The following is a 17,704-nucleotide window of genomic DNA, read 5'->3' on the forward strand; positions in this document are numbered from 1 at the left end:
GATGAACGGGCGACCGCGCAAGACGCTCGGCTGGGCAACACCAGCCCAGGTGATGGAGAGGGAAATCATCGACTTCAAATCACGTGTTGCACTTGATTCTTGAGACCGCCCCTATCCTCCATCGATTGATCGGCGGCCGCACTGGTGAACACTTCACTGGCTTGGTCATGCCCCCATCCTCATCAAGAGTTGGAGCCTCCGATTCATTAGTCCCCCTTCCGCCCCCAGCCCCTCCAGTTCGAACTGCCTGCAGGTGGGGGCGTCGTGGCTGGAGCTGCTGACGGCGTGGAACTCGGCTCCACTGCAGGCTGCGTAAGAGCTGGAACAGCCGCGGCCGGCGGCGGCGTCGGAGCAGCGGCAGGCTCCTCCACCTCGATTGAAGGGACCGCAGCAGGCGGCGCGACTAACGCATTCACGGGCACATAGATAGCCATCGCGCGCCCCACCTTGCTGGTCTGTGCCGCGGAGTAGCCTGTTCCGGTGACAAAAGCCGAGTTCCCGGAAAACGCAACATTGCCGAAACCGCTGCTTACTGAACCAGTGATTTGCGTGTCGAACCCTTGCAGTAAAATGCCATTCGCTCCAAGGTCAGCCGCCTCCGCTTTCAAGCGACTAATGACTTTATTCATGCGGCTCTGAGCAGAGAACCCATTTGCGCCCAGGTCAGATGCCTCTAGCAGCGCAACGTTTTCATAGGAAGCTGGCGGATCTATGTAGACCTTCACGTCCTCCCAGCCGATTGGGTCGCGGGCAGTTCCCACTAGCACGTGCGAAGACGCGCACGCGGTCAATGCGAAAAGTAACGCCGCCAACGTCAGCAACTTGCCTGTCTTGCTCATGAGCCTTCCCCTAGCTGTTGTAAGTCAGATTTGACGCCCTTTGCCTTGGCGAGGCAAGCGAGAAAAGTATGCCGAGGGAGTTCGACTCCGAGCAACTTGAAACGGTCGGGCTCACCGTCCAGTCTTCGCCGGTGTTCCATACCACCTGACAACCGCGCAATTCGCTAGCAAGCTCGACTACGGAGCGTAGAAACTCCTCTCATAGCGGTACCCACCTCCGAAAACCTGTTGGGTTTTTGTGCCCGGCACTTTGCGGGCACAACCGACGCGATGCCTGCGTCGGGAGGGTGGCTAATACAACACCCTTCGGGGAAATACGCGCGCCGGCTATGAGCGGTTTCTAACCTCCCGACTTCCCATCCGCCATCCGGTGGGCGGGCCACTTCGATGGAATGAAGGAGGCAACATCATGTCGAACCACGAATCGAACCACGACGACGACACCCAACGAGCTGGCTATTTCCTGCCGGAAGACGACAGGACGCGGCTGACGAAGCTGCGTGACCACATGGAATTCCTGTCGCGCCTGGCGGAGCCGCGCACGTACGATGAGGAGCAGGACGATCCGCCCGAAGTCAGTCACGGCGAACTGGCCACATGCTTCGCCATGCTGGCCGAGCAGGCGGAACTGGTGCTGGAGGCGATGGCATGGCGGCCGTCGCCGAGCGCGCGGCCTGAGACGCGGGCAGCCGCAGAAGCAGACGACGCGGCGACTGACCCCGACGAGACGCAACACGCGAGGCACGAGGCAGCGGCCGCACAGCCGACGCCGACAGCCAGCGTGCCGGAGGGCTACGTCTTTGGCGTCACGATGGACCAGGCAGACGCGCTTGACCGGCTGGTGCAGATGCTGATGGCGCACGGCGATGTCATCGCATCCGGGCATGAAGACGATCTTGCGGATGACACCGTGCCGGCACTGGGGCTGGCGATCTCGGAAGGTGCGGATGCGGTGCGGGAGATCCTGGATCAAGTGCAGGAACAGTTGATCCAGCCTGCAACGACATCGCGTTGCAGTGTGCGTGAGGAACGCTCGGCCTATGACCCGGTGCCGAAGCAGGCACCGCGTCTTTCGCTGCACTGAGTCATGGGGTTGGGCTCGCCGTCTCGGCCTTTGCCGAGCGGCGAGCTCGGCTTTGCGAGAAAAGCGGCAGCCAATTGCGTCGTTCGCGATCCCTTGACAGCAATCTCTAATAGCCCCGCGATTCCCCGCGCAGGCGCAGCCTTTCCCGCGTGCCCGTGAGCGTGATAAGCCCCCGCTCAATAGCGCATCAGGTTTCGAGGCAGATTGCCAGCCCGCATCCGCGGCGAAACAAGGCAGCCCGCTCAGAAATCCCCTGACCGAGCGGCCAGCCCGATCCAGCCTTGCAGGCACAACTGGTCCTCAATCGAACGATCGCGCCGAATACCGACCAGAGCCAACACGAAGGTTGGCTTGTTAGAACGAGCCGGGAGAGGTAAATAATGACGCAGCCCGTTCGAGTCACACAGTGCGCGTGACTGCCTTCGCCCGGATGATCCTTCGCAATGCGAAGCTCATGGCCTCAAACGCCGTGTAGACAACGCCCAGCATCGCTAGATAAGCCCAGCCACTTGCAATGCCAGGACCGCAGTAGGTCTCGGTTAGGCACCTAAAAACACGTATCGTTATGTTTGCTTCGCACCAAAGTGCAACTGCGACCAACAGCACTGTGACAGCAGCCAATGCCTTTCTCGGCGCCTGCGATGAACTTCGAGCAAACACAATGCTTAGCATCTGCCAGGCTCGAAGCGGTAGCACACCAATCGACGCAAGGCCAACCAAGCCAAACAGATAAATCATTGCGCTAAACAGTGATGCGCTCACGACAGGCCCCACCGCCGTTCACGCGGACAGGGTGATTGATTCGCAAAGCCTCCCATCGCGCACCCAACCTCCCTACGACGCTCGCCCTTGAAGCGCAAGATCCTCGAGGAAAAGGAACAACCGCGCTTCTGATCCAGATCAAGGCGCCGCGCGCGCGGACGCGCGAGGATGCCTCGCAGACGAGGAGGCTTCCCATGCACGGTGATCAGGATCCCGCCGGCGACGACGTCATCACTCCAACTCGATAGTCGAAAGCGCAGGAGGCACTGCTCAATGCCTGCGTGCTTCGGTCGGGTCGGCTCAAAGAGCCAGCCAATCTCGACAGCGATATTGACGCCTGACGCTGAGTGTACGGCCGCTAGGAAGTCGGTGATGTTGCCGAAGGACATCAGCAGATCATCGTCGTCAGGCTGCACCCGGAACAGATCGACACCTGGCAGGTGCCCTCTAAGCATGGACTCGAATTCAGCGAATAAGTCGCTATCGCCCACGGTTGTTTCCCCACCGCTCTTCACTGACTGGGCCTTCACCCCTGTTCGTACGATTTTTCTGCTCGCCGATTTTTCCAGAGCATTTACGTCTTCCTGGCGCTCGATCCTCACGATCGACGTCAAGTTACGCACAAAGATGCAACAGAATAAACGAACCGCCCGCAAGGCGTGCAGCGGGCGGCCCGCAAAGCAAAGAGCGCGCGAATCGATACGCAATGAATGCCGCGTCCGGTACCGAATCGTGCACCGATACGACAGGCGCGACTTACTTTCCCGATACAGCACGCGTACGACCCTCTTATGCCGTCGGCGCATCCGCATCACTCTCAGATCCCTGCGTCGACGCGATTCAAGCGAATCTGTACCTACTCTTCAACGCTGAACTGCGTGCCCGGGGCAACCCGGTCCAGCTTCTCATTCTGACTCGCCTCCACCGGATTTTCCGGCGGAGGCGCATGCATCGTGAAGTGCTCCGCCACCACGAAAGCCGGCGGCTGTACCGGTGGCGGCTTCAGGGCGGCCGATGTTGCCACCACCATGGTCAACATCTCCTTGAGCGTGGCGTCGTCGATCGATTCATTCATCGCCATTTGGCACATGTAGAACAGTCCAAACGACAGGAAGGTCGTCCGTTCGGTCGCAACGAGTGCTGATGTTGCATCCGATCTGAAGTCGCCTGCGCCACCGCCGCCTGCGTTGACCTCACCCGGCACATTGATAGTCCCCGCGCCGCCCCCAGACGTGCCAAGGTTGACCAGTCGCGTCGGCAACTGCATGCACGCCTTGTCGCCCAGTACGACTGCGGCGGCTTTATCAGGACTCCAAGTCGTGACTGTGCCGATCGTCCGCTTACTCTTTCCTTCCCCCTGAACGATCGGCTCTCTTTTGAGGGTCGAGCATCCCGCACTCGCTATCGCAACAACAACCACAGCCGTGATCGCTTTCATGTTGCCCCTGACCGGCAGCGTCATGCCACCGCTGAAGCGTTTTACCACAGCCAAATACTGGTGTATGAGGAGCCCAAGTTCAGGCGGTGCGGGAGTCGGCAGACGCATCGCCTGCCATTCCGGAACACGTGCTTGTGGCCACCGCGTTGGCACAGGCGCGCAGCACGCGCATCAGGCGCGACCGCCCATAGGCACCGCGGCTGTGCCGGTGAGGAATGCGCACAGGCCAGCTCGCATCGCCGCATCGGGTCTAGGCGATCCCAATGGTGCCACCAGTCGTGGAAGCCGGACACCGATACCGCCAGCAGGCGGCACAGCATCTGCAGTGGATAGCGAGTCCATTCAGCAGCGACGAAGGCACACCTCACTTCGACCCTCTGGCGAAGAACGCACCGCCGCTACTTTTAGGATCTCGCGCTCCATCGTGAAAGTGGCGCTCGCGACCCACAGCCGGGCCAGTTCGCTCTCCATCTCACTTACCGGCGTGCGGCCGGGCGAGCTCAGCGGCTGGCTGGCCGGAGGCACCCAGCCAGTTGACCAGCGCCTTGGCCGACATGCCCCGTTGCCGGGCAGCCTTGGACGGCCTGACCAACTCAACTACGCCACACCCTGGGCCTTGAAGCCATCCGGGTAGCGACGACGGGTAATGCGCTGCATGGGAACCGCCAGTTGCGATCAAAGTATCGCTAGCTGGCGTCCGCTCCTGGGGGGATTCAGTCTGACATGCTTGATGACCGATGGTTGCGGCTGCTACCAGAACGCGTTGGCCGAACGCATCACCGGAATCCTCAGATGCGAACTCTTGTTCCATCGCCCGCAGGATCTGAGGCAGGCCCGTCAGATGGTGCCTGAGACGGCGGCGATCCATAATGCGGAGCGCCCTCCCCTGTTTCTAGAATGCAAACGCCCGATGCGATGCATCGGGCTTCCTTGGCCGCCTGACGGCGGCCGAACCATTCTCCCAAAGGTGTCAACCTATGGCAGGAAGGGTCACCAGATAACCCGGACCACCCTGCAAGTCCTGTTCTGTCCAGCGCCGGTGCAAGAAATCGTGTTAGCACTCCCTGTCTGAGGACCTAGGTTGACGATTTGCGCTCCCAAGTCGCGAAAGTGCTGGGCCATCCGATCAAGGTTGTCCCCCCCATGACTGGACCAAGTTCCTTCGACTTCTGCAATATCGCTTGGAACATACTGATCCCCAGCCGTGCGCGGACTGTCGGCTTGGTACTCCCCATTCGGATTGTTAACAGTCGCCTTGAAGTACGCGTAGCTACCATCCTTAAACACGACCTTGATGATTGCAGCAGTCTGCTCCTTTAGCTTGAGATAGGAGACAGCCACCTGCCCCATTTCTACCAAGCGCTCCAGGAAGTTCGGATCAACAGCAGCGGCCAGGGTTGCGGTATCCCCGGTCGCTGTCTCCAACATCCTCTGCATGTTCTTGTCGCGTACCAAGTCATGCACCGTGCTATCCCGAACATGCGGATACTGAGTCAGCCGCTCGACCGGCACCACATAGATGGGTCGTAGGGTGTTCTTCCCGTATGAGTAAGCCTGTGTCGCTATGCGAAGCTCTTGAGTCGCCTCTGCGGGCGGTATGCGTTTCGTACCACTTTGGCCGCTCAGTACGCCGATAGACATCGGACGATCAGGCCTCCCAGGATTGCCTGGGGTGGGATCAGAGGGAATATGCCAGTACTGCATCGTTCCGGCGGGCAAGTTGTACACCAAAAAATGGCCATTGCCTGCGTTGATGGCCTGGGCGTAGAAGTCATTTTCCGTGACGCATGTGTCGCATCGAATTGGCTTGTAGAAGCCATTTGATGCGTCAACATTCCCGGCCGAGAAAAAGGCCAAGACGCCTGCCAGCGCTCCGACTGCTGAATATTTCAAGATCAACTTTCCATGTAATAATCATTGATTAATTTTCAATATTAACATAATCTACGACATGGCGTCAAGATCGCGCTTGAATTCTGAAGTTGTAAATAATAGCTGCGGAAATAATTATAATTTCTCACTTAATATCGTTTGACATTCCAATGCGCGACTCTTTGCCTCACGCGCCTAGCGCCTCTGACCGCACCCGGGAAGATATCCGCCTAGATAAGGAAGTGGTGCTAGCTACCGCCTGTCAACAACCACAGCCGTGATCGCTTTCATGTTGCCCCCTGACCGGCAGCGTCATGCCGCCGCTGAGGGGTTTTACCACAGCCGGATACTGGTTTATGAGGACCCGAATTCAGGCGACGTGGGGCTCGGCAGACGCATCGCTAGCCATCCCGAAGCGAGCAACGAACCGCCCGCGATGTTTCGCGAGCGGCGCGCAGATCGCCGACTTGGCGAATCGATGACTCAGGGAATGACGCAATAGCCACTGGCGTCGAACGTGCACTCATACAGGAAGCGCCATTCGCCGTCCTGACACATGAAGACGCGCTGCCCGTTCAACAGGTCAACAGATCCGATCACGCCATTGGCGGTGCATTCGCTCGCAGGGGGCGTCTCGAATGACTGAGCCGATGCGGCTCCGATCGTGAGCGACAGCCCGATGGCGAGGGTGCCCAGCGTCTTCGTGAATAACTTCATCTGCTTTCTCCATGCGTTGGCGTGATGCGGCGTCGCGCGTGATTCCATCAGCGTGCACGCAGGCCGCATGACCCAATCTCGTAGGTCGATTGGAAAAAGAGAATCAGAGAACTCCTCACGCACCCGTAGGAATAGTCCTACGCGCATACGTGTCACGATCGATACGGGATTTTTGCGTCGACGTTTGCGTGTGGACGCTGTGCATCAACGAAGCGCAGCATTCCATGCTCGCGGCTGTCCTGATGGGCGTCTACATCCTGAGGCCCCCGCCCCCCCGAACGCCCCTCCCTGGGCGTTCGATCGAGCTTGGCGCTTACTCCTCTTCTTCGCCCTGCTCCGGCCGGCCGGGCTCGCGCTGGTTGTCGTCCTGGCGCTGCTCGCGGCCACCCTGCTGCGGGTTCGGGTGTTGGCCTTCGCGCGGGTTTTGGTTGCTCGGACTCATGATGGTTACTCCTTGCGGCGGACATTCGCCACGTGGGCGACGCTGCGCCGCAGGGTGTTATCCGGGTGCGATGGCGCTGCATTCATCCGTCGCGCGTTTTGCCGGCTTTATGAACCAGTGTGGTTGCGCCCCAACGCGGGATCGTTCCGATGCTTGGAACAAGGGTGGCGATCTTGCCGGCTGCGCCGCATACACGCCCCACCCGCTCACACCGCATTGCGGCTGTGATTGATTGCATCCGGGCTTTGCCACGAAGGAGATGCGATGAAAGCCCTGACCTATCACGGCACGCGGGACGTCCGGGTCGAGACGGTGCCCGACCCCGTCCTGCGCGAGCGCGACGACATCCTGCTGCGCGTCACTGCGACCGCGATCTGCGGCTCGGACTTGCATCTGTACCGCGGCAAGATTCCCGAGCTGCACGACGGCGACATCCTGGGCCATGAGTTCATGGGCGTGGTCGAGGACGTCGGCGCCGAGGTGACCTCGGTGCGCAAGGGCGATCGGGTGGTAATCCCGTTCGTCATCGCCTGCGGCGACTGCTTCCACTGTCGGCTGTCGGAGTTCGCGGCCTGCGAGACCACCAACACCGGCCAGGGCGCGGCGCTCAACCGCAAGGGCATCCGGCCGCCGGCGGCGTTGTTCGGCTACAGCCATCTGTACGGCGGCATCGCCGGCGGCCAGGCGGAGTTCGTGCGCGTGCCCAAGGCCAATGTCGGCCCGCTGGTGGTGCCGGAGGTGCTCAGCGACGAGCAGGTGCTGTTCCTGTCGGACATCCTGCCCACCGGCTACCAGGCAGTGATCGATGCCAAGGTCACCAAGGGGTCGACGGTCGCGATCTTCGGCGCCGGCCCGGTCGGGCTGATGGCGGCGGCGTGCTGTCGGATGCTGGGCGCCGAGCGCATCTTCATGGTCGACCGCTACCAGTATCGGCTCGACTTCGCGCAGGCGACCTACGGCGTAATCCCGCTGAACTTCGAGGAGATCGACGATCCGGCCGATGCGATCGTCTCGCAGACCGACGGGCGCGGCGTGGATGCGTCGATCGATGCAGTCGGTTTCGAGGCCAAGGGCAGCAAGGCCGACAGCGTGCTGACCGGGCTCAAGCTCGAGACCAGCAGCGGGGCTGCGATCCGGCAGTGCATCGCGGCGACACGGCGCGCGGGTACGGTCAGCATCCCGGGCGTGTATGCGGGCTTCATCCACGCGTTCATGCTGGGCGATGCGTTCGACAAGGGCCTGACCTTCAAGATGGGCCAGACCGATGTGCAGCGCTACATGCCCGAACTGCTGACGCGCATCGGCAATGGCGACCTGCAGCCAGACGTCATCATCTCGCACCGAATGAAGCTCGAAGACGCGGCGCGCGGGTACGAGATTTTCGACGGCAAGGACGAACGCGATGCCTGCCGCAAGGTGGTGCTGACGCCTTGAGCCGGCTGTGGCGCCGATCCGCCGGCGCCGCGATGCGGGCTCGGACAAGGCGATGGCCCCGCCGACTGACCTCGGCGCCCGCATCGACCGATACCGTTGCTGCCTTCCGGCCCTGGCGGGATTTTCGATCTAGCGTCGCGAGGGGCCGACGGGGCCACCATGGAGACACGCGCCGGCCGAGCCGGCCCCGCAGCAGCGGGACGGGGATTCTAACAGGGCGGGCGCACTTGCGCCTATCCGCGGCGCCTCATTCGCGGCGCTCGACCACCGGCACGCCGTCGTGCTGGTGGAATCGGATCGCATACGAGAGCCGGACCGGGGTCGGCGTTTCGGTCACGCCCGGTGCGGCGCAGGGGTCACCGTCGTCGAAGCCCTCCGGCGCGGTGCACAGCGCCGCTGGCCAGTACGTCCAGGCGCGGATGGCGGCGAGTGTGGGCGCCACGAACGTGGCGCGATCAGGCACGCCGTCCGGTGTCGTGCAGCGCGCGTCCGGGCGCTCGGCCACGGCGACGACCTGCCCGTCCGTGCCGACGACGACATCCACGCAGACCTCGACCGGCGGCAGGCGCAGCGGCAGCAACGCGGCTGGATAGTCGGGCAATGCGGCGGGCTGTTCGAGCGTGGGATAGACGAAGCGCTGGTGGCGGCCAAGCGCCATCCGGTTGCTGTCGCCGTCGGGTGCCAGCAATGCCGCACCGACTTCGCCGTGCGCAGCCGGCGCGGGTGCCGGTTCGGGCGGGACAGGTGCGCTGGCGCACGCGGCCAGCAGCAGCGCGAGCGTGCCGGCCGCGACGCTGCGGCTCATCGCGGCGCCCCGCCCTCCCCCGGCTCGGGGTGCAGCCAGGTGGCATCGCCGTCGGCGTAGCGCTCGTGCTTCCAGATCGGCACGCGGTCCTTGATCTCGTCGATGATGTAGCGGCAGGCATCGAACGCCGCGCCCCGGTGCGGGGCGGAGACACCCACCCACACCGCCATGTCGCCGATCGCCAGGTCGCCGATGCGATGCACGCACACCGCCGCGCACAGCGCGAATCGTTCGCGGGCCTCGGCGATCACCTTCGCGCCTTCGGCCTGCGCCAGTGCGACGTAGGACTCGTAACGCAGCCCGAGCACCGGACGGCCGTCATTGTGGTTGCGCACCCAGCCTTCGAAGCTGGCAAAGGCGCCAGCGCGGTCGTGCTGCAGGCGCGCGCGCAGCGGCGCCAGGTCGAGCGGCGCGTCGGCCAGCCAGAAGTCGCGGTCGTCCATCTTCAGCCTCCGCTGACCGGGGGAATGAAGGCGACCTCGCTGTCGCCGCGGACCGCATCGTCCCAGCGTGCGAAAGCACCGTCGACCGCGACGCGCAGCCGCTCGGCCGGCAGCGTGAAGCCGTGCTGCGCACGCACTTCGGCATACAGCGCGCGCAGGTCCGGCGCGGTGGTCTGCCAGGTTTCCTCGCTGCGGCCGGCGGCATCGCGCAGGCTGGCGAAGTACAGCAGTCGGACATCGGTCATGGCGTGGCGCCTCCTTCGATGGTGCCGACGTCGCGCTTGCCGCCGCGCTTGCCGACCAGCTTCGCCGGCCCGAGCACGATGGCGTGCGAGAGCGCCTTGCACATGTCGTAGACGGTCAGCGCGGCGACGGTGGCGCCGGTCAGCGCTTCCATCTCCACGCCGGTGCGGTGGGTGGTCTTGACGGTGCAGTCGATGCGCAGCTCGCGCTCGCCGCTCCAGTCGATCGCGATCCGCACGCCGTCGATCGGCAGCGGATGACAGAACGGAATCAGCTCGTGAGTGCGCTTGACCGCCATCGTGCCGGCGACGATTGCGGTGTCGACGATCCCGCCCTTGGCGCTGCGCAGGCCGCTGGCGCGCAGTTGCGCGGCGACGGCCGCCGGGAAGCGGACGCGGCATTCGGCGCTCGCGGCGCGGGCGGTCACGGTCTTGGCCGAGACGTCGACCATCGTCGGGCGGCCGTCGGGATCGATGTGGGTCAGCGCCGGGGACGCCGGGGATGTGCTGCGGGCCATGGCGCCTGCGGGGTGACTGCGGACCTCAGATGGTACCGGCCCCGGTGTCCGGCGTCCCCTGATGGAAGACCATCCGCCAGGCGCCATCGGGATCGCGACGCCACCACGACGTGCGCAGCGAGCGGCGCATGTCGGTGCCGGCGCGGCGCGTGATGCCGTACGCCACTCGGGCCACGTCGTCGGTCACCGCGTGCACGCGCATGGGGCCGGTCTCGAAGGCGATGCCGCCTTGTTCGGGCAGTTCAGCGAGCACCTCGGCCTTGCCGAAGACCGCTCCGGAGGCGCCGATCTCGGTGAAGTCGTCGGCGATCAAGGCGTCGAGGCGGACGCGATCGGCGCGCACGCCCGGGTCGAGCAGTGCGCGCTCCAGCGATTCGAGCAGCGCTGCGGTCTCCGGCGCCACGCTCAACCGCCGACCAGGAACATTTCGACGTGTCGGCGCGGCGCGCGCGTGCTGCCGCGCAGCTCGCTGTAGCGATCGGCGCGGCGCGACCACAAGTCGGTCAGGCGCGAGGCGAACGCGGCTTCGCCCTCGGCCAGCCAGCCGCGCAGCGGCTGCCCCTGGCCGGCGAACAGGCAGGTGTAGAGGCTGCCGTCGGCCGAGACGCGGGCGCGGTGGCAGTCGCCGCAGAACGGCGCGGTCACCGAACTGATGAAGCCGATCTCGCCGGCACCATCGGCGTAAGCGTGGCGCTCGGCCACCTCGCCGCGGTAGTCGGCATCGAGCGCGCGCAGCGGCCAGTGCGCGGCGATGCGCGCATGCAGCGCGCGCGAAGGCACCACCCGCGCGCGGTCCCAGCCGTTGCAGGTGCCCACGTCCATGTATTCGATGAAGCGCAGGACGTGGCCGGTGCCGCGAAAGTGCGCGGCCATGCGTTCGACTTCGTGGTCGTTGACGCCGCGCTGCACGACGCAGTTGAACTTGATCGACGAGAACCCCGCGCGCTCGGCCGCGGCCACGCCTTCGAGCACCGCAGCGATGTCACCGCGCCCTCCGGACAGCTGATGGAACAGCGCAGGGTCGAGCGCATCCAGGCTGATCGTCAGCCGCCGCAGGCCGGCATCGCGCAGGGCCTGGGCCTGGCGGGCGAGCAGCGCGCCGTTGGTGGTCATCGCCAGGTCGTCGATGCCGGGGATCTTGGCCAGGCGCGCGATCAGGGTGGGCAGTTGCTTGCGCAGCAGCGGCTCGCCGCCGGTGATGCGCAGCTTGCGCATGCCCAGCTGTGCGAAGCCACGCACCAGGGTCTCGATCTCGTCGAACGACAGCCGCCCCGCCTGGTCGAACCCGTAGTCGTCGGGCACGCGATCGGCGGGCATGCAATAGCCGCAGCGGAAGTTGCAGGCCTCGATCACCGACAGCCGCAGGTCGTGCAGCGGGCGGCCGAGACGGTCCAGCGGGGCCTGGGGCAATTGCGGCAAGGCGCTCATGCGCCGGCATCCTGCGCGGGCGCCGGTGCACGCAATGCGAACCGCTCGCCCGGGCGGGCCACGCGCTGGCCGCGCGCGCGCAGCGCCTCGCCGTCGGCGTCGCAGGCGTAGTGGTAGAGCACGCAGCGCGCGAGCAGTGCCGGCGGGTACTCGCGCTCCAGATCGTCGATGCCGCTGTGCGAGGGGTTGCCGTGCAGCCCGCAGTCGTGGGCGATCAGCTCGTCGCGATCGGCATACCGGGCCAGCATCTCGGGAATCGGCCGGGTGTCGCCGCTCCACACCAGGCTGCCCGGCAGGCGCAGGCCGTAGGCGGTCTCCGGCCAGTGGTGGCGCACGGGGAACACCTCCAGGCGCACGCCGTCGTGCCAGAACGCATCGCCGACCGGGATCAGCCGGAACGCGTCCCAGAAATTCGCACCGCCCTCGGCCAGCACGTTGGGATAATCGGCCACGCGCCGGTGCAACAGCGGCACCACCGGCGCCGGGACGTACAGCGGCATCGCGCCGCGGCGCGCGGGATCGAAGTAACGGTCGACGAACAGGCGCTCGAAGCCGCCGACATGGTCGAGGTGCACATGGGTGACGAACAGCGCGCGCGGCGCCTCGCCATAGCGGTCCAGGTGCGCGGTCAGGCCTTCGTTGCCGCAGTCGATCGTCAGCCACGGCGCGCCATCGCGCTCGATCGTCGCCATCGGCGAGCCCAGCGCCACCGCCGAGGCATTGCCAACACCCAGAAACCGCAGCGCCCAGTCCATCAGATGCCCCGGCTCCACAGCACATCGTAGGAGCGGCGCAGGCGTGCGAAGTCCGCCGCCACCGCGTCCTCGCTGCGGGCCCCGCGCAGTTTCTGCAGCGAGCGTTCCAGGCGCGCCAGATTGCGTGCGCGCCAGCGGGTCTCGGGAATCCGCAGGCGGCCGCGGTCGAGATCGATCATCCAGCCCTTGCCCAGGCTGTCGAACAGGATGTTGTGGGCATTGAGGTCGGCGTGGTCCAGCCCGGCGCGGTGGAAGCGCGCGATCAGGCGGCCGGTCTGCTCCCATGGCGCGTCTTCCGGCGCCTGCGCGGCCAGGTCGGCCAGCGAGCGCACGTCCACCAGCCGCTCCATCAGGATCCAGGCGCGGTAGGTGAGCCCCCGGCGCAGGTAGCTCGCGGCGATGGGCTGCGGCACCGGGAGATCGCGCCGCATCAGCTCGCGCAGCAGGCGGAACTCGACGAAGCTGCGCACGCGCGGCCCGCCGCGCCACAGGTGCAGATCGTGATTGACGCGGCCGACCATGCCGCCGCGCAGGTACTGCCGCAACACGCAGGGGCCGTGGGAGGCGTCGATGAACCATGCGCCGCCGCGCCCGCTGCCCGACACCCGCTGCGCGCGCTCGCCCCACTTCGCCGGGTCGAACCAGCGCGGGTCGGCTTGCCGCAGTTGCGTGCCGTCGAACAGAATGGCGCCGTACTCGCCCGTGCGACCGTCCGCCGGAATCGGCGTCAGGCTTTCGCTGGGGTCGAATCTGCTCATCCAGCGAGTCTATCAAGCCTTGGCCCCTGCCCCGACCGTCGTTTCCCCCGTGCCCGCCGGCCAGGCGCCTGCTTTCAGGCCCCGTTCGGTGTGTCTGCTGCGCCTGTCGGCGCTCGGCGATGTGACCCATGTGCTGCCGTTGATCGCCACGTTGCGACGGGCTTGGCCCGACGTCGCGCTGAGCTGGGTCATCGGCAAGGGCGAGCATCGCTTGCTCGAGGGCCTGCCCGGCGTCGACTTCATCGTCTACGACAAGAAGAGCGGATGGGCCGGCATGCGCGCGATGCGAGGCGACTTGCGTGCGCACCTGGGCGATGCGCGCCGGTTCGACGTGCTGCTGCAGATGCAGGTCGCCGCGCGCGCCAATCTGCTCTCGGGCTTCGTGCCGGCGCGCCGCCGCGTCGGCTACGACCGCGCCCGCTCCAAGGACCTGCACGGCCTGTTCGTCAACGAGCGCATTCCCGACCGGCCCGGCATCCACGTGCTCGACGCGATCGGCAGCTTCTGCGAACCGCTGGGGCTGCGCCAGGACAGCGTGACCTGGGACATGCCGGTACCCGACGACGCGCACGCCTGGGCGCGGGCGCAGTGGGACGACGACGGCCGGCCGGTGCTGATGATCTCGCCGTGCTCGAGTCACGTGCGCCGCAACTGGTATCCCGATCGCCATGCCGCGCTGGCCGACCATGCCGCCGACGCTGGCTGGCGGGTGGTGCTGTGCGGCGGGCGCAGCGAGCTGGAGCGCAGCACCGCCGACGCGATTTTGGCGGCGATGCGGCACGAGGCGCTGGACCTGGTCGGCAAGGACACGCTCAAGCAGTTGCCGGCATTGCTGGCGCGCGCGCAATTGCTGGTCACGCCCGATTCGGGGCCGATGCACATCGCCAATGCCATGGGCACCAAGGTGCTGGGCCTGCACGCGGCCAGCAATCCGGTGCGCAGCGGTCCGTACTCGGACCGGCGGTTCTGCGTGGACCGCTACGACGACGCCGCGCGCCGGTTCCTCGGCAAGCCGGCGGACGCGCTCAAGTGGGGCACCAAGATCGAGTTCGACGATGTGATGGCGCTGGTGACGGTGGACGACGCGATCGCCGCGTTCGAGCGGCGGCGCGCCGACCTCGGGCAAGCCTGAGCGGCGAGAAGATCAGGGGGCGGCGGCGTCGGTGCGGTAGTCGGCGTAGGACTTCTCTTCGACGTAGGCCGAACCCAGCGCCAGATTGATCGCCTTCTTGATGCGCGCGCGCTCGTCGTTCTCGATGTAGACGCTGCGCGCCAGCCGCACGAAGTCGGCGTCGAAGGCCTGGGCTTTTTCCTTGAGCCGGATCTCGTCCTCGATGTCCCACAGCCGCTCGTTGACCGCCTTGAGGTCGGCGCGCAGGCGCACAATGTCGTGGCCGGCGCCGGGATGCGCCATCCAGGTCTGCTCGAGCGCGGTCAGTTCGCGGCGCACATTGGCGAGCTTGGCGGCATCGGTCATGCGCTCGGACTTGATCTGCAGGATCGAGATCTTGTCGAGCAGCTCGCCGAAGGACACGGGCACGGAAATCTCGGACATGGGGACTGCCGGAACGGACGGGCCGGCCAGTGTACCGCTGCCGCAGATGGGCCGCGTCGGGCGACGCCGTTGTTGCCTGCGACCTGCGAGGAAAAATCCACATGGCATCGGCCTGCTGCCCCCCCCCCCCCCCCCCCCCCCCGCGGGGGGTGGCTTTGACGCGGCGCCCATCGCAGCGATGCGCGCGGCGGATGGCGCAACCCCTCCCCCGCATCGCGGGGAGAGCTTTCTCGGCGTCGAGCAGATCGATGCCCGCGTTGGATGGCGCAACACCTCCCCCGCTTGCGGGCGGAGGTCGACGCCGTAGGCGTCGGGTGGGGGCGCGGGCTGGGCCGACCAACGCCAATGACAGCGCATCGGCCTGTGCCCCCACCCAACCCTCCCCCGCACGCGGGGGAGGGCTTTTCCGGCGTCGAGCGGACCGATGCGCGCGTCAGATGCGCAATACCTCCCCCGCATCGCGGGGAGAGCTTTCTCGGCGTCGAGCGGATCGATGCGCGCGTTGGATGGCGCAACACCTCCCCCGCTTGCGGGCGGAGGTCGACGCCATAGGCGTCGGGTGGGGGCGCGGGCTGGGCCGACCAAGACCAATGACAGCGCATCGGCCTGGGCCCCACCCTCCTCACACGCAGGAGAAGGCTTCAACGAAAAAGGGCTGCGTCCTGGACGCAGCCCCTTGTCGATTCTGGCGGAGAGGGGGGGATTCGAACCCCCGAGGCGCTATAAACGCCTGCCTGATTTCGAGTCAGGTACATTCAACCACTCTGCCACCTCTCCGGCGGCCCCGGACCTGCATGCAGAACCCGGGGGCGCAATCATACGGGGGCGGTGCGTGGCCGACAAGCGGGCGACGCTTATCGGGGCGATCGTCTGCGTCGACGTAAGGCGATGCGGTAGTCCGATCGCGGGGCCACCCCGCTTTGTGCGCCAGCCGGACCTGCGCAACTTGCGCGCGGCCATGCCGGTCGGCCGCGCCGCTGTCGTGCACGCATATGGCGCATTCATGCTCGGCGCCAGTCGAGCCTGCCCCTTCTACGTCCCATTGACCGCCGGCCGACTACAGTCGGGGTTTTCCAGTACGGACCCCTGCCATGTCGCAACCCACCGTGCTGATCCTCGACGACGACGGCACGTTCTCCCGGGCAGCCGGCCAACTCGCGTTCGCCGCGGGGCTGCGCGTTCAACTGGCCGAAACGCTCGCCGAGGCCCGAGGTTATCTGTCACGCGCACGCGCTGATTTGATGCTGCTCGATCTGCAGTTGCCCGACGGTTCGGGACTGGACCTGCTCGACGACATCGACCTGGCCGAGCACGGTCAGATCGCGATCGTGACCGGACGGCCGACGGTGGAATCGGCCGTACGTGCGGTTGCTTCACCGGTGATCGAGTACCTGGTCAAGCCCCTGGATGCGATGCAGTTGCGCCGGCTGATGGAACGCGTCGTCGCGCGCTATCAGCCGACCCCGTCTCCGGACGTACCGGGTGCGATTGGCGACATCCTGGGCAACTCGCCGCAGATCCGACGGGTCGTGGATCAGGTGCTGCGCATCGGCGCCACCGACGCGCCGGTGCTGGTGTGGGGCGAGCGCGGAACAGGCAAGACGCTCGTGGCGCGTGCGCTGCATAGCGCGAGCGGGCGACAAGGGCCGTTGGTGACGCTGGACTGCAGTGCGACCGATCCGGACCGACTCGCCACCGAGCTGTTCGACGCGACGGGCAGTCTGGGCGAGGCGTTCGTCCGCGCGCGAGGCGGAACCTTGCTGTTGGCCGACCTCACTGCGATCCCGATGGCGCTGCAGGCCCGGTTGCTGCGCGCACTTGAAGCCGGTCCGGCGCTGGCCAGTCCGGATGCACGGCTGATCGCCAGCACTCACCGCGACCCGCACGAGGCGATGCGCGAGGGCACACTGCGCGACGATCTCTATCACGTGTTGACGCCGCTGCCGCTGCCGCCGCTGCGCGAACGCGGCGAGGACGTGGCGGTGCTCGCCCAGGTGTTTCTCGACAAGCTCAACGCGCACTACGGCCGCAGCAGACGGCTGGCCTCGGGCGCCGAGTCCGCGCTGTTGCGCCATGACTGGCCAGGCAACGTGCGCGAGTTGCGCAGCGCGGTGCAGGGCGCCTATCTGCTGCAGCAGGACGACGACCTGTACATCCGCCCCACCCTGCCCAGCGAAACCGTACTCAAGGAGTCGGAGACCTCGATCATGTTCTCGGTCGGTACGACGCTGGCCGAACTCGAGCGGCGCGCGTTGCTCAAGACGCTGGCGCATTTCAACAACGACAAGACCGCCACGGCCCGTGCGCTGGGCATCAGCGTACGCACCGTCCACAACCAGCTGGCGCGACTGGCCGGGCCGGACGCGCCCCAGCGCAAGGCCGCACCGTGACCCCGGCGATGCCCGAACCGGGGACGGTCGATCCGGAGTGGCTGCACGCGCTACGCAATGCCGCCAATGCCGCGACGATCGCCGCCGCCGCAGTGCGCAGCGCGCTGGATGCGGGCGACCGGGCACGCGCGTTCCAGTTCCTCGACGAGTCCGACGCGGCCTGCCGACGCCTGCGCACGCTGCTGACTCCGTCCGCACACGGCGGCTAAGCCCACGCCGCGC

20 protein-coding genes, 1 tRNA gene, 1 other RNA gene and 1 pseudogene are annotated in these 17,704 nt (G+C 66.0%); 6 read left to right on the forward strand and 17 right to left on the reverse strand.

The window, feature by feature from the left end; translation table 11 throughout:
- Positions 1-206 precede the first annotated feature (206 nt).
- Positions 207-839, reverse strand: coding sequence for a hypothetical protein (locus ABE487_RS16050; protein ID WP_346452653.1), 633 nt, complete (start codon positions 837-839; stop codon positions 207-209).
- Positions 840-1,248: 409 nt separating this feature from the next.
- On the opposite strand from ABE487_RS16050, the gene ABE487_RS16055 reads away from it, so the two are divergent.
- Positions 1,249-1,923: a hypothetical protein gene (locus ABE487_RS16055; RefSeq protein WP_346452652.1), complete on the forward strand. Its 675-nt coding sequence runs from the start codon at positions 1,249-1,251 to the stop codon at positions 1,921-1,923.
- Between the two features lie 758 nt (positions 1,924-2,681).
- Here the strand turns inward: ABE487_RS16055 and ABE487_RS16060 are convergent.
- Both ABE487_RS16060 and ABE487_RS16065 read right to left on the reverse strand, forming a co-directional pair.
- Positions 2,682-3,299: a hypothetical protein gene (locus tag ABE487_RS16060; protein ID WP_346442388.1), complete on the reverse strand. Its 618-nt coding sequence runs from the start codon at positions 3,297-3,299 to the stop codon at positions 2,682-2,684.
- Positions 3,300-3,541: 242 nt separating this feature from the next.
- Positions 3,542-4,231 carry a hypothetical protein gene (locus ABE487_RS16065; RefSeq protein WP_346442387.1) on the reverse strand — a complete coding sequence of 230 codons (690 nt, stop codon included), beginning with the start codon at positions 4,229-4,231 and terminating at the stop codon, positions 3,542-3,544.
- A gap of 610 nt (positions 4,232-4,841) precedes the next feature.
- On the opposite strand from ABE487_RS16065, the pseudogene ABE487_RS16070 reads away from it, so the two are divergent.
- Positions 4,842-5,065 (forward strand): annotated as a pseudogene (locus tag ABE487_RS16070) (integrase core domain-containing protein); the annotation flags it as partial.
- A 48-nt stretch (positions 5,066-5,113) separates the two neighbouring features.
- Here ABE487_RS16070 and ABE487_RS16075 read toward each other — a convergent pair.
- The 3 genes from ABE487_RS16075 to ABE487_RS16085 form a co-directional block, all read right to left on the reverse strand.
- Positions 5,114-6,016 (reverse strand): hypothetical protein, encoded by a 903-nt coding sequence (locus ABE487_RS16075; RefSeq protein WP_346442386.1) that lies wholly within the window; start codon positions 6,014-6,016, stop codon positions 5,114-5,116.
- A 462-nt stretch (positions 6,017-6,478) separates the two neighbouring features.
- Positions 6,479-6,712, reverse strand: a complete 234-nt coding sequence (locus ABE487_RS16080) for a hypothetical protein (protein WP_346442385.1) — start codon at positions 6,710-6,712, stop codon at positions 6,479-6,481.
- A 313-nt stretch (positions 6,713-7,025) separates the two neighbouring features.
- Entirely contained in the window at positions 7,026-7,154 is a 129-nt protein-coding gene (locus ABE487_RS16085) for a hypothetical protein (RefSeq protein ID WP_346442384.1), read from the reverse strand.
- 264 nt (positions 7,155-7,418) lie between these two features.
- Here ABE487_RS16085 and ABE487_RS16090 point away from each other — a divergent pair, with 264 nt between their 5' ends.
- Complete coding sequence (locus ABE487_RS16090) at positions 7,419-8,588, forward strand: zinc-dependent alcohol dehydrogenase (RefSeq protein WP_346442383.1); 1,170 nt, start codon at positions 7,419-7,421, stop codon at positions 8,586-8,588.
- 55 nt (positions 8,589-8,643) lie between these two features.
- On the opposite strand, the gene ffs is transcribed toward ABE487_RS16090, so the two are convergent.
- The 9 genes from ffs to ABE487_RS16135 form a co-directional block, all read right to left on the reverse strand.
- Positions 8,644-8,740: signal recognition particle sRNA small type (gene ffs / locus ABE487_RS16095), an RNA gene on the reverse strand.
- Positions 8,741-8,835: 95 nt separating this feature from the next.
- Positions 8,836-9,393 (reverse strand): hypothetical protein, encoded by a 558-nt coding sequence (locus ABE487_RS16100; RefSeq protein ID WP_346452651.1) that lies wholly within the window; start codon positions 9,391-9,393, stop codon positions 8,836-8,838.
- Positions 9,390-9,836, reverse strand: a complete 447-nt coding sequence (locus ABE487_RS16105) for a molybdenum cofactor biosynthesis protein MoaE (RefSeq protein WP_346442381.1) — start codon at positions 9,834-9,836, stop codon at positions 9,390-9,392. Before ABE487_RS16105 ends, ABE487_RS16100 begins: the two co-directional genes overlap by 4 nt.
- 2 nt (positions 9,837-9,838) lie before the next feature.
- On the reverse strand, positions 9,839-10,081 hold the full coding sequence (locus tag ABE487_RS16110; RefSeq protein WP_346442380.1) for a MoaD/ThiS family protein: 243 nt from the start codon (positions 10,079-10,081) through the stop codon (positions 9,839-9,841).
- Positions 10,078-10,596 carry a cyclic pyranopterin monophosphate synthase MoaC gene (gene moaC, locus ABE487_RS16115; protein ID WP_346442379.1) on the reverse strand — a complete coding sequence of 173 codons (519 nt, stop codon included), beginning with the start codon at positions 10,594-10,596 and terminating at the stop codon, positions 10,078-10,080. The genes ABE487_RS16110 and moaC overlap by 4 nt, the downstream gene beginning before the upstream one ends.
- Before the next feature lie 25 nt (positions 10,597-10,621).
- Complete coding sequence (locus tag ABE487_RS16120) at positions 10,622-10,999, reverse strand: DUF4440 domain-containing protein (protein ID WP_346442378.1); 378 nt, start codon at positions 10,997-10,999, stop codon at positions 10,622-10,624.
- Positions 11,000-11,001: 2 nt separating this feature from the next.
- Positions 11,002-12,024, reverse strand: coding sequence for a GTP 3',8-cyclase MoaA (moaA, locus tag ABE487_RS16125; RefSeq protein WP_346442377.1), 1,023 nt, complete (start codon positions 12,022-12,024; stop codon positions 11,002-11,004).
- The gene (locus ABE487_RS16130; protein WP_346442376.1) at positions 12,021-12,779 is read right to left on the reverse strand and encodes an MBL fold metallo-hydrolase; all 759 of its coding nucleotides are present in this window, start codon (positions 12,777-12,779) and stop codon (positions 12,021-12,023) included. The genes moaA and ABE487_RS16130 overlap by 4 nt, the downstream gene beginning before the upstream one ends.
- Positions 12,779-13,537 (reverse strand): 3-deoxy-D-manno-octulosonic acid kinase, encoded by a 759-nt coding sequence (locus ABE487_RS16135; protein WP_346442375.1) that lies wholly within the window; start codon positions 13,535-13,537, stop codon positions 12,779-12,781. Before ABE487_RS16135 ends, ABE487_RS16130 begins: the two co-directional genes overlap by 1 nt.
- Before the next feature lie 49 nt (positions 13,538-13,586).
- On the opposite strand from ABE487_RS16135, the gene ABE487_RS16140 reads away from it, so the two are divergent.
- A complete protein-coding gene (locus ABE487_RS16140; RefSeq protein WP_346452650.1) occupies positions 13,587-14,669 on the forward strand; it encodes a glycosyltransferase family 9 protein in 1,083 nt (360 codons plus the stop codon).
- A 12-nt stretch (positions 14,670-14,681) separates the two neighbouring features.
- Here the strand turns inward: ABE487_RS16140 and ABE487_RS16145 are convergent, their stop codons facing one another.
- Both ABE487_RS16145 and ABE487_RS16150 read right to left on the reverse strand, forming a co-directional pair.
- Entirely contained in the window at positions 14,682-15,092 is a 411-nt protein-coding gene (locus ABE487_RS16145; RefSeq protein WP_346442373.1) for a DUF6165 family protein, read from the reverse strand.
- 686 nt (positions 15,093-15,778) lie between these two features.
- Positions 15,779-15,869, reverse strand: a tRNA-Ser gene (locus ABE487_RS16150).
- Positions 15,870-16,183: 314 nt separating this feature from the next.
- Between ABE487_RS16150 and ABE487_RS16155 the strand changes: the two genes are divergently transcribed.
- Together ABE487_RS16155 and ABE487_RS16160 are read left to right on the forward strand one after the other, a co-directional pair.
- On the forward strand, positions 16,184-17,482 hold the full coding sequence (locus ABE487_RS16155; RefSeq protein ID WP_346442372.1) for a sigma 54-interacting transcriptional regulator: 1,299 nt from the start codon (positions 16,184-16,186) through the stop codon (positions 17,480-17,482).
- Positions 17,479-17,691, forward strand: coding sequence for a hypothetical protein (locus ABE487_RS16160; RefSeq protein ID WP_346442371.1), 213 nt, complete (start codon positions 17,479-17,481; stop codon positions 17,689-17,691). Before ABE487_RS16155 ends, ABE487_RS16160 begins: the two co-directional genes overlap by 4 nt.
- Positions 17,692-17,704 lie beyond the last annotated feature (13 nt).

The sequence above is a fragment of the Luteimonas sp. TWI596 genome (assembly GCF_039674105.1).
In the GTDB taxonomy this organism is placed as follows: domain Bacteria; phylum Pseudomonadota; class Gammaproteobacteria; order Xanthomonadales; family Xanthomonadaceae; genus Luteimonas.